Origin of the sequence: Sulfuricurvum sp. RIFOXYD12_FULL_44_77, assembly GCF_001830725.1 — a bacterium.
Classification (GTDB): Bacteria; Campylobacterota; Campylobacteria; order Campylobacterales; family Sulfurimonadaceae; genus Sulfuricurvum; species Sulfuricurvum kujiense_A.
In genome coordinates, this window is record NZ_MIBU01000284.1 from 17,339 (window position 1) to 28,107 (window position 10,769).

Annotated in this window: 17 protein-coding genes; 4 read left to right on the forward strand and 13 right to left on the reverse strand. The window is 44.3% G+C overall.

Annotated features, from left to right (window positions below; all coding sequences use genetic code 11):
* Positions 1-41: 41 nt before the first annotated feature.
* The 6 genes from A2517_RS10510 to A2517_RS10535 all read right to left on the reverse strand — a co-directional run bounded on the left by A2517_RS10510 (position 42) and on the right by A2517_RS10535 (position 3,084).
* On the reverse strand, positions 42-521 hold the full coding sequence (locus tag A2517_RS10510; protein ID WP_294896804.1) for a rhodanese-like domain-containing protein: 480 nt from the start codon (positions 519-521) through the stop codon (positions 42-44).
* A 132-nt stretch (positions 522-653) separates the two neighbouring features.
* Positions 654-932, reverse strand: a complete 279-nt coding sequence (locus tag A2517_RS10515) for a peptidylprolyl isomerase (protein ID WP_294896806.1) — start codon at positions 930-932, stop codon at positions 654-656.
* 42 nt (positions 933-974) lie between these two features.
* Positions 975-1,889 carry a DUF234 domain-containing protein gene (locus A2517_RS10520; protein WP_294896808.1) on the reverse strand — a complete coding sequence of 305 codons (915 nt, stop codon included), beginning with the start codon at positions 1,887-1,889 and terminating at the stop codon, positions 975-977.
* 54 nt (positions 1,890-1,943) lie between these two features.
* Positions 1,944-2,516 carry a hypothetical protein gene (locus A2517_RS10525; RefSeq protein WP_294896810.1) on the reverse strand — a complete coding sequence of 191 codons (573 nt, stop codon included), beginning with the start codon at positions 2,514-2,516 and terminating at the stop codon, positions 1,944-1,946.
* Between the two features lie 52 nt (positions 2,517-2,568).
* Positions 2,569-2,733: a hypothetical protein gene (locus A2517_RS10530; RefSeq protein WP_294896812.1), complete on the reverse strand. Its 165-nt coding sequence runs from the start codon at positions 2,731-2,733 to the stop codon at positions 2,569-2,571.
* Positions 2,734-2,871: 138 nt separating this feature from the next.
* On the reverse strand, positions 2,872-3,084 hold the full coding sequence (locus tag A2517_RS10535) for a hypothetical protein (protein ID WP_294896814.1): 213 nt from the start codon (positions 3,082-3,084) through the stop codon (positions 2,872-2,874).
* A gap of 272 nt (positions 3,085-3,356) precedes the next feature.
* On the opposite strand from A2517_RS10535, the gene A2517_RS10540 reads away from it, so the two are divergent.
* Complete coding sequence (locus tag A2517_RS10540) at positions 3,357-3,776, forward strand: hypothetical protein (RefSeq protein WP_294896816.1); 420 nt, start codon at positions 3,357-3,359, stop codon at positions 3,774-3,776.
* A 17-nt stretch (positions 3,777-3,793) separates the two neighbouring features.
* Here the strand turns inward: A2517_RS10540 and A2517_RS10545 are convergent, their stop codons facing one another.
* The 6 genes from A2517_RS10545 to A2517_RS10570 form a co-directional block, all read right to left on the reverse strand.
* Positions 3,794-4,522, reverse strand: coding sequence for a hypothetical protein (locus A2517_RS10545; protein ID WP_294896818.1), 729 nt, complete (start codon positions 4,520-4,522; stop codon positions 3,794-3,796).
* Between the two features lie 34 nt (positions 4,523-4,556).
* Positions 4,557-5,696 carry a sorbosone dehydrogenase family protein gene (locus tag A2517_RS10550; RefSeq protein WP_294896820.1) on the reverse strand — a complete coding sequence of 380 codons (1,140 nt, stop codon included), beginning with the start codon at positions 5,694-5,696 and terminating at the stop codon, positions 4,557-4,559.
* 108 nt (positions 5,697-5,804) lie between these two features.
* On the reverse strand, positions 5,805-6,602 hold the full coding sequence (locus A2517_RS10555) for a family 1 encapsulin nanocompartment shell protein (protein ID WP_294896822.1): 798 nt from the start codon (positions 6,600-6,602) through the stop codon (positions 5,805-5,807).
* A gap of 10 nt (positions 6,603-6,612) precedes the next feature.
* Positions 6,613-6,987: a ferritin-like domain-containing protein gene (locus tag A2517_RS10560; RefSeq protein ID WP_294896824.1), complete on the reverse strand. Its 375-nt coding sequence runs from the start codon at positions 6,985-6,987 to the stop codon at positions 6,613-6,615.
* A 152-nt stretch (positions 6,988-7,139) separates the two neighbouring features.
* The gene (locus A2517_RS10565) at positions 7,140-8,573 is read right to left on the reverse strand and encodes an SDR family oxidoreductase (protein ID WP_294896826.1); all 1,434 of its coding nucleotides are present in this window, start codon (positions 8,571-8,573) and stop codon (positions 7,140-7,142) included.
* Positions 8,574-8,704: 131 nt separating this feature from the next.
* Positions 8,705-9,058 carry a 4-fold beta flower protein gene (locus A2517_RS10570; RefSeq protein ID WP_294896828.1) on the reverse strand — a complete coding sequence of 118 codons (354 nt, stop codon included), beginning with the start codon at positions 9,056-9,058 and terminating at the stop codon, positions 8,705-8,707.
* 155 nt (positions 9,059-9,213) lie between these two features.
* Here A2517_RS10570 and A2517_RS10575 point away from each other — a divergent pair, with 155 nt between their 5' ends.
* From A2517_RS10575 to A2517_RS10585, 3 genes are all read left to right on the forward strand, one after another.
* Complete coding sequence (locus tag A2517_RS10575) at positions 9,214-9,603, forward strand: 4Fe-4S dicluster domain-containing protein (protein WP_294896830.1); 390 nt, start codon at positions 9,214-9,216, stop codon at positions 9,601-9,603.
* Positions 9,604-9,651: 48 nt separating this feature from the next.
* Complete coding sequence (locus A2517_RS10580) at positions 9,652-10,032, forward strand: hypothetical protein (RefSeq protein ID WP_294896832.1); 381 nt, start codon at positions 9,652-9,654, stop codon at positions 10,030-10,032.
* A gap of 65 nt (positions 10,033-10,097) precedes the next feature.
* Positions 10,098-10,400, forward strand: coding sequence for a monooxygenase (locus tag A2517_RS10585; protein ID WP_294896834.1), 303 nt, complete (start codon positions 10,098-10,100; stop codon positions 10,398-10,400).
* Here A2517_RS10585 and A2517_RS10590 read toward each other — a convergent pair.
* On the reverse strand, positions 10,393-10,769 hold a 377-nt coding region (locus tag A2517_RS10590; protein ID WP_294896835.1), incomplete at its 5' end, for a hypothetical protein. The two genes, A2517_RS10585 and A2517_RS10590, sit on opposite strands and share 8 nt — an antisense overlap.

The following is a 10,769-nucleotide window of genomic DNA, read 5'->3' on the forward strand; positions in this document are numbered from 1 at the left end:
CATTATAGCGGTGCACTCCGTAAAAATCAAAACACCCTCTTTTATTCGGTACTGATAGGATATTTCTTTACTTTCCATTCGTTAAATCCGTTAAGGAGCCAGTAAACATTGGTGTATCCCAGTTTTCGCACTGCTAAAGCGGCCTCATACGAGTTGGCGCACGTTTCGCCGTAACAATAGAAGAGAAGCTTTTCCTCTTTATCTTTGGGGAGCTGAATGACAATATATTGGGCTTTGGAAACATCAAAATAGACAGGATAGGCCCCTTTGATATGCTCTTTTTGAAAATGGCGTTTTTCACGAGCATCAAAGAAATACGTCCCCTGATCATAGAGCTTTTTCGCTGTTTTGACGTCGATGACTTTGATCCCTTTCTCGGTTGCTTCACTCACCTGAGGGGGAATAATACATATATCGTATTTGGTTTCGAAAATAATGCTTTTTTCACCGTCGTATTCGACACCGCTTAGAGATGTTGCTAATAAAGCGGTTAAAAGAGCAGAAAATATCAAGCGTAACATACCAAACTCCTTGAATCGATTTGGTTTAATCATAGGACAGGGAATATTAGTAAGCTATAATATTTTTAAATAGATAGATATAATAAGAAATTATTTAGAAAAGGGTGAGATCTCTCTCAACCCTCAGACGTATCAGCCTCTGGCCGTTACTTCCAGCAAATGATAGCCGAATTGGGTTTTGATCGGACCGTATAAAACGCCGACATCGCCGTTAAATACCGCTTTGTCAAATTCAGGAACCATTTGACCTGGGCTAAATCGTCCCAAATCTCCCCCTTTGCGGCCGGATGGACATTGTGAGTGATCTGCCGCTGCTTCAGCGAAAGAGGTTCCCTCCTCAATTTGTTTTTTGAGTGCGTTGCACTCTGCTTCGGTAGTGACTAAAATATGACGTGCGGTTGCCCATGCCATGATGATCCTTTGTATTTTTTTTTTGAAATTCTACTCAAATTATCAATATTTTTTGTTTGTATTGACGAGGAGGTCTTTTTCGCTCAGATCATCCATCAATGTTTTGAGGTTTTTGAGGCTTAAAAGTTTCAAGGTATCGCTCTTCTCTTTTTTAAATTCGCTAGAGAATCCGTTTTTGGAGAAGATAACGAAGATGTCGGGGCTTAGTGCTACTTTTGCACATTTTTCCTGCAATTTGGAGAGCTCAGATTTGTTCGCTTTGGCTTTAGAGGTTTTGCACGATCCAACAATCACTTTATCCCCCTTGGTTTTACCCAAAATTTCGATTTCGGTATTTTTGTCCCAGTACGAGCCGATTTTTGCCACCCAGTCCTCTTTGAAACTTTGTTTGACGAGGGCGATCGTTAGTGCTTCATAGATTTGATCGAAAAAGCTCGCTTTGGTGTTTTCCCATTTTGCTTTCATTTCGGTGAAATCCCCCTCTTTGATCCCTTTGTAATACGGTGATACGGCGGAGAACCAAAAGCGTAAAAACGGTGCAGTGAAAATGAGACGCTCAGAAACTTCTTCTGTTTCATCGATGGGATCGGCTTGAGATGCTTGTCGTGTCAGTAATCCAAATTTGATCAAAAAGGCCGCTGATTCTTCCCCCTCTTTGCGGGTTAGATCGGCGCGGCGGTAAGCGGAATATTCACGTCGATCCCCCGATGCTACCGCCGAGAGGAGGGCGTGGTGTGCTTTGTTGCTCTGGGTGATTTTGGTCAAATCGCCGTGAATGTAGCGGTAATTTGCCAAGATTTTCTTTTCGATCAGCTCTTCTAGAGGTTTTGTCATATCGACACTCCATCCCATTCCGCCGAATACGGCGAAGTACTCTATCGCTTTTTCGATGTCGGTAGCGTTATTTTGAAAACAAAAGGATCGAAATTGCTGAAGGAGAGTCGGGTGTTTAGACATAAGAGGGCAACCTTGTATTAATTACCGTATTATAGCCTAAAGGGCTGCATGTACTTATTTGCGGTCGAAATGGTAGATGGAGTGGGTGGTGCTCAGTTGTTTGTTTTTCCATGCAAAATAAGAGCTTTTGAGATGCTTCCCCTCGTGTGAGAGCTCATGTACGATTCGGTGGATATGGTCTTCATCCGATTGGCACAGCTCCGTTGACATGTCACACTCAAATACGATTTTATTCGGGGTACTCTCTTGTAAATTTCCTAGAAATTCGGGCTGGTTTTGTTTGGAACAATAATGGGTTGCTTTGAGATTGGTACATTCAATATCTTTACAATGATACATTGTAACCATCTGTTTGGCGGTATTGGGGAGGAGGTCTTCTTGGATGGTTACTTCTCCGCCGATGAGTTTAAATGCCATAGCCGTTGTTTCAGTGCCTACGAGAGGGAGGAGCGCTTTGTGTTTGTACGATTCTGTCCCGATCTGCTCTTCGGCAGATGAGAGTTTCCAATCTCCCATCAGAGAATCTTCCATCCATCCGAACAGTTCCCACGCACTCGCTTCGGCGGCTTGGGTAGAGGTAAGCGAAAAAAAACTGAGAAAAAGGGCAAACGTTGTTTTTTTGATCATATTTATCCTTTTTTAAAAAAGGAATTTTACTCTTTTATTGAGAAAAAGGTGTTTATCCGTATATTGGAATAGTATCAAATAGACCGAAAATTTTTACTAGAGTGTAGATAATCGTACCTTCTACCGTTCCGATGCAACACCCGTACGCTATTCCGCGCCAAATCGTACCCCATGAATCTTTTGACTCAAATACCCACGGATTCAGAATGAGTTCCATGCCGTGCTCCTTTATGAAACCTATAGTTTCAAAAACGTTATTTGGTTATGATAGTATCATTCGGCTAAATGAAATATTTAAAAACATAATTAAATTTTTTTGAATCCGATAGGTAATATAACATAAGGTGACCCTTCTTTAGTAACGCTCGCACCCTTTTTGGGTTAAGACTAAGGTCACACCGTCTTCTTTGATGTCGATCAATCCGTCGTGTTTCAGCTCGTCCATTGCGATTTGGAAAGGGCGGTCTTGTTTGGAATCGAGTTTTTTCAAGATAGCACTGATGACGTCTTGTTTGCGCATAATATGACCTGCTTGGGCTTGGCTGCTTTTGAACCAGTTTAAAAACATCGCTTTGATCTCATTTTTTTGAGTCGTTTCTATATTCTCTTTTTTTGGTGCAGGTTTACGTGCGAAGTTTTGAGGCGCATTTCTACTATCGCGTCTTGGTGCGGGTTTTCGGTTAGTGGCAGGTGGTTTGATGGGGTATCCTTCGTATCCGTTTTAATATCGTATTGTAGTGATTTTTGCTAAAAATAGGGATATTAGTATCTAGCGGAAGTTTTTTGGTAAAATAACGAACTTTTATAACTGAGCAAAATTGACGATTGATAAGGAATGAGATGAAAGAGTTGAGCGCTACGGATTTAAAATTCGCGTTCGAGCAGGATATACGGATGGCTTTGTACACACTTGATAGATATAACATTGAAGCCAATCTCGCCTTAGTCGCATGTGATGATTATGATATTGACAAAGCACATTTGATGGAGAGTGTACGACAAAGTGACGTCATCAAAAAAGTGAATGACCATTATATCGCCGTATTGTTTACGTTTGTAGATCATATAGGTGCAGGACGTGCTTTAGAAAAATTGGTCAATCTCTATGAGGAGTTTCATCTCAAAGGGAGCTTGATCATATTGAAAAAAGGGGAAACGGTGGAAGAGGTGTGTGATCGATTGCTCAAAGCGAATCATATTATCCATCAAGACCCAAACACTAAAATATTTAACGAATTCGAGTACGCTTCCACTCTTTAGCCATTTTTTAAAAGGTCTTATTTTGGAAACGGGAGCATCATCCGAACCCGTTTTTGATACTCTTTATAAGTACTTCCTAACGTTGCAATCAAATCTCTCTCTTCATACTTAAGACCGATAAAAATATAAAGACTCAATGTGACAGAGAGCATCAAATGCGAATAAGACATTGTCGGTGTCAGCCATAGACCTATGAGGATTCCCAGCTGGATCGGGTGGCGTACAAACTTGTAGAACAGTTTTTCTTTAAAATCAGCGGGCGGTGTAGGTTTATTGAGCAGATTGAAATAGATTTGCTGCAGGCCGAAGAGTTCAAAATGGTTGATGATGAAGGTAGAAATGAGTGAAAACGCCCAGCCGAAAAGATAGCCGGACGTTAATAAGATTTTTCCTGTTTCATTATCCACTTGCCATAAAAATCCCTCTAGCGGCTGCCAATACAAACAGATCAATCCGAGTGCCAATCCTGAAAAAAGGACATAGGTACTCCTCTCTGAGGCTTGAGGAATAATCTTGGTTAGAGTGTTCTTGAAGAACGAGCGCGCCATCACCGAATGCTGCAGCGCGAATATCGAGACTAAAATGAGGTTGATACTAAAAGCACTAATAAAGGGGAGAGGATACTGAGTGCTAATAGTCGTCTCCATAAACTCCCACTCGCCGATATATAAAATGAACCATACTTGTGCAATCAGTGCAATACTATAGGCAAGTATCCCATAGATAAAAATAATGAATTTATTCATGTCTCTCTTTTAGGCTTTGGGTTGTTTCGTCACATTATAACTTATCGTTGGTATACCGGATGCGGTAGATGGCATTAGCCTTGTCATCCGATACGAGGAGGGAACCATCGGGCAGGATAAGGAGATCGACAGGCCTTCCCCACGACGTGATCCCCTCTAGCCACCCCTGTGCAAATATACTATAGGATGGGGGAAGCCCTTCGCCGAAACGGACAAGTGTGATACAGTAACCCAAGGGGGGAATACGGTTCCATGAACCGTGTTCGGCGATGAATATTTGATTTCGGTATTTTTGCGGAAATTGTCTTCCTGTGTAAAAACGGATCCCCAGCGCGGCAACGTGGGGACCGAGTTCCCTGAAGGGGGGGGTGAAATCGGCACACTTTTTCCCCTTGTTGAATTTGGAATCGGAGAGATTTTTAGCATGACAGTAAGGAAATCCGAAGTGCATCCCTTTCTTCGGAGCTCTGTTGAGCTCATCGCTCGGTGCATTATTTCCCATCCAGTCTCGGCCGTTGTCGGTGAAGTAGAGGGTACCGTTTTCTGGATGCCAGTCAAAGCCTACGCTGTTTCGGATACCGCGTGCGAAAATTTCGAGTCCTGTTCCATCGGGTCGCATTCGCATGATGGAGCCATAACGCGGGTCGTTTGAATCGCAGACATTGCAGGGTGCGCCTACAGGTACGTAGAGGTATCCGTCGGGGCCGAAACGGATGAATTTCCAGCCATGGTGAGGGTTAGTAGGAAAGGAGTCGTTTATGACCACAGGAGAGGGGGGATTGGCGAGACGTTTTTCGATGCCGTCAAAACGAATAATACGGTTGATTTCGGCAACGTACAGTGCACCGTTTCTGAAAGCAACACCGTTTGGGCTGTTAAGTCCGCTGGCGATGACGAAACGCCGATCGGCGCGAAAGTCGCCGTCGATGTCCTGAAGAGCGTACACTTTTCCCTCTGAGCGTGTGCCGATGAAAAGGGTTCCCGCATCACCGAGGGCGAGAGAACGTGCCCCCTCGACGTCACGGGCATACAGATCGATTTGAAATCCTTTCGGCAGTTTGATGGTATCGAGTTTGTCGGAGAGGTCATTTGCGTATGCGGGGAAAATTATAATCAGAAGGAGGTCAATACTTGCAATCAACCATCCTATCGTATACCATGCTTTTGTCCACATGATGCTCTCCTGATAGTTATCCGTAGAGGTTGTTGAATGCCTCTTTGATAGTTTTTCACTAAACGCCGTCTCATCAAGATCAAATTTTGACTATCTTCATAGCTGTGCCTAGAGGGTGATAAGGAGTGCCGCTTCGGGGTTGATGATACGAAACGTGCAGCTTTCACTTATAAAAAGGGTATAGCTCTCCTCTTTTTCTTCGGCAAATCCGATGCTGACATCGAGACCGTTATAGAGGAAAAAATCTCCGCCTCTTTGTGAAAGTGCCAGAATTTTGTCGTCCCCGATACTCTCGCAAACCACAAAAAAGTTGGCTCCGATCAGGGACTCCAGTCGGCTTTTGACACTGACTCCCCCTTCGCTTTCTCCGACCATTTTGATCAGTGTCGCGGTAGAGAGGACGAGCTTGTAGGGACCTTCGACAAATTCGGCTCCAAAAGAGGCAATCATCGAGGCGACCGCATCAATCAGCCCTTTGGTATGTTTGGCATGGATCGGTTTACGCGGGATGTTATTCAAAATTCCCTCAATCTCCGCCTCTTTCACTCCATCAAGAATCAGCGAATTTTCAACGGCGCTGAAACGGTTGGAAACTTTTTTGAAGATCGAGTCGTCAAAATCGGGTTTGTCCCGCTTGAACGCTTCGACAATCGATTTCGGCAGATCAAAATCGTACCGTATTTCCACCATTGGAATGGGTTTTCTCACCGACAGTGTCAGCGCTTCTGCGGAGGTGATTGTTTTCAGGTTGCCTGTTGCAACAGCATCGGTTTCAAAAGGGACAGGGGTAAATCCGACAAGACTGCGCAGTTTCAGCCGCTGGCTGAGTAAAGGGGTGAACACACTGTCAATCTGAGTCCAGACAGCCGCCGCAATCGGTGACGTTTCTCTATTTAAAAATTTCATTGTCAGCTCCTTAGCTATTGTTGCCGATGTTCAGTGTCCCCGTTGGTGCCGCAACGATTTCGGGACTGCTCTGAAGAGTTTGATCCGTGCCACTGGACTCTTGCACAACTATATCCGTAGTGGTAAACAGAAATTTCCGCATCATTTCATCCCACACGCTAGAATTACGTCTAAGCCATTCGAGCCCCATACACGCGTGTTCGATCTCTTCGTCTCTATTGTGTTCCAAGATCGCTTTTGCTGCAGGGTCGCTTGCGGCTTCTGCGCGCTGGTTGTACCAGTCTATTGCTTCGAGTTCTTCCATGGTACTTTGGATAATGCGATGATAATCTTTTGTAAATTCTGAGAGTGTATTAGGATCTTCGTGAAAACCTTCGTGTGCCATAACCGCTCCTTCGAGTTTAATCCTGAAATCTCTAATGGTACAGAGGCAAAGAAAAGATATCAATAAGATTTTACGGAAACGGTTTCTTTTAATTTTTTATTAAGAAAGGAATAGGGAAAACTGTAAAATTTCCTAAATCTCGATACAGAGATTCAAGGAAGATTACCGTCACTATTCTCGGCACGCTTAAGAATCGACGACGCCATATTACCGAATATGAGATGATGAATAGGGACCAGTGCATACCAGTATAATCGCCCTGAGACCCCATCAGGATAAAAATACGCGCTTTGAATTAATTGATCCCCTTGTATTTTAAACTCCAGCCACGCTTTACCGGGTAATTTCATTTGAGCAAACAGAAGAAGCCGTTCATTTTCCACCAGATCGACCACTTTCCAAAAATCGACACTGTCTCCGACACGAAGATGGTGTGAATCCCGTCGTCCCCGATTGATCCCCGCCCCTCCGAATAGCTTATCGATCACTCCCCGTATTTTCCAGAGCCAGTCGTACCCGAACCAGCCCGATTCTCCTCCGATCATACAAAAACTGCGGTAGACGTTTTGAGGGGGAATATCACCGAAATCGACGACTCTGCGATCGATAAAAATAGCATTGGCGATGTTGTCCGAAGAGTCAGACTGTGCAGAGCCCGCACCGCTGTCGCTCCATCGGCTGATGACTTGATTGGATTCGATCTCTTCAACCGCATGGTGTACTGCCTCTTCAAGTGTATGAGGCGTGATCGTAAAGAGTTCATGGCGCAGTGTATTGGTCGTCACCACTTCACTTTTGAGCCCTTCTATCAAAGAGCTTGCGACTCCGTAGGGTACGGGGGTAAAGAGTGTCAGCCAGTAGGAGGAGAGTTTCGGTGTGAGGAGATTAACCGGAAGCAGGTACCGTTTCAGCCCCATACCTGCCGCTACGCGAAGCATTAAATCGCCATAGCTCATCGCCTCCTCCCCCAAATCGATCATCCGATTTTCACCCGATTCCAACTCGAGTGCCGCGACCAGATATCGGATCACATCCTCCACCCCGATAGGGGTGATGAGGGTCGATACCCATTTTGGGGTGATCATCACCGGCAATTTTTGGACGAGATTGCGGATGATTTCAAAACTCGCACTACCTGAGCCGATAATTACTCCGGCACGAAACCAGATGCATTGGAGCTTTTCGGGTGCGGAACTCAGTATCTCTCCCGTCTCAATTCGGCTCAGCAGATGCTCGCTTCCCGTTTGTTTATCGCCTAGACCGCCCAAATAAATGATCTTTTTGACCTTTTGACGGACACACGCATCGAGGAAATTTTGGGCACTTTGACGATCCAGATCTCTGAAGTTGGAATGGGTAAGTCCGTGGATGAGATAATAGGCAACATCCACCTCTTTAAGTGCTTCATCGAGTGTTTCAGGGGACATGACATCGGCTTTAATAATCTCACACTGTTCTTTGGCCACGGATGAGAGGCTATTGGGATTGCGTACCATCAAACGAAGGGTAACGCCCCCTTTTTGGATGAGGGCATGTTTGAGGCGTCGGCCGATATATCCGTTTGCTCCCGTGAGTAAAACACGCATCTGTAACCCTTCTTTCTAAAGCATATATTCTATTCTACATCGTTTTAGGTAAGAAGTAATAAAAGATGAGGATTGGAGACGTTATTGGATTGTGAAAGGGGGTGGCTGCCCCCCAATGGTTCAATGATTTTTTATCCGTCTAAAAAAGCTTCCCATTTCAACGGGTTCCAATGAGACGATGCGGGGGAAACTTGAGACGGTATATTCGGAATAGGAATAGTCGGAGGGATTGCGAGTATCGGCGGAGCAGGTGTGATTCCGGGGATCGGAAGCATAGGATCGCTGGAAGCTGAATCCGTGAATGCTATGCATAGTCCTCTTTTGTCACGAACGATCCCTTTATAAATTATTCCAAGATGTTGGGCGTCAAAGGTGAAGATATTATTATCACGAATGAATGCTCTGTAGCAATTTTTACGGTCATAAATGACACCGTTATAAAGCCATCCTATGGTTCGTCCATGTCGGTTAAATATAGGTTCCATCGTTGTTGCTCCTTACACCGGATTTTTAGGGGTATTAATTGTAGCAGATATTTTTAAAAAGTGAAATATTATTTAGTATTTTTAAACATTGATTATTTATAGCTTTGCCTTTGAACGTATATTGCATATTTAATAAAAAATCCGAGGAGCGATGGATGGCTGTTCTAATCACCGATTCTTGTATAAATTGCGACGCTTGTATCGAGGAGTGTCCCGCGACGGCGATCGTCAGTGGCTCTGAATCGCCGCTAGAGGGTGGCGAATACACCTATGTCAAACCTGAAAAGTGTATCGAATGCGTCGATGCCGCCGTCCCAAAATGTGCCGATGTCTGTCCAACCGAGGGGTGCATCGTGTGGGATATGCCCTATACGTCTGAATATAACGACTATTTTGTAAACAGTAGCGAGTATGTGATCCGTGTCCATAAGTCCAAAGGGTTGATGTCCCCCGAAGTGAGTCCGATGCCGTGGCGGGAGAGTATCAACCTGGAGCAAAGAGAATCGCGTGTGAGTGTCGGGGAGACGTTGAAGCTTTATAATTAAGGTCATACTTCCACGCTATAATCTTCCGATACGATATAGGAGGGGACGATGAGCACGATAATCATGTTGTTTATATTGCCGCTCGGGATTGTCGTCTATTTTTGGGATCGCCGTAATTACGCGCAGAGTCTTGCAATGTTTAAAGATTATTGTGTGCAGATGAACCATGCCGATCTCTCCGAGAATGAAAAAATGGATCGTATCGATGAGATGTTTTATCAAAACGGTTACATCCGTATCGAGCGTGCTGACTCCAGACTAGTGATTGAAAAAAAACATTTCAATATCGGGATGCTATTTATCTGTTTGGGAGCTTTGACCTATATCGGGTTATTTGTCTATTTGATTTATTACCGTTTTTTTCTCAAAGCGCGAAGGATTATTGTCGACTTGGGCGGGGAAGAAATAATGAGAGAAGAGAAAAAGTAGCCTGTCCTCTTTTTCCTTTTTCTTCTAGTTGGTTATTATTTCATAAATAATCAAAGGAGCCTAACATGAGATACCTTCTTCAAGTAGATTTTCCGCATAATGGACCGTTCGGTGATGAATTGAGCGTAGCAATGAGTGATTTGGCAAAAGACATTGCGAATGAAAAAGGGCTTATTTCCAAACTATGGACGGAAAATGAAGCAACCAAAGAAGCAGGGGGGATTTATTTGTTTGATAATGCCGAAGATGCGGCGCGTTATTTGCAAAAGCATACCGAGCGTTTGGAATCATTCGGATACAGCAACATACGAGGCAAAATTTTTGCAGTGAATGAAGCGCTAAGCGCCTTGTCGATTCCGGCTAAGTAACGCTTGTTGTAGCAACAAATTGCTGGCGGGTGACGACTCCCCAATGCGGATCGTCGTAGGACTCTTCGGTATAAGCAGTTTCGTTTAACCGTTCAATCGTTTTGCGCCAGAACGCCGTGGCGTATTCAGCTCCCCGAATCTGTTTAATCTCCCAATCTCCGAGATAGTTTTTCCAAATCGTGTGGGCAAACTCCATTCCGATACCGTTTTTCCGAAAATGGGGAACAACGTAAAACTCACACACCTCGTAGGATTGAGACTCTTTGCAACGGATCGCGGCAATTCCGGCAGGGGTATCGTCGATGATGAGTAAAAAGCCTAGGGTATCGTCTCCTAGATGGGTATCGAGTTCGAACAGACCCGAAGCAT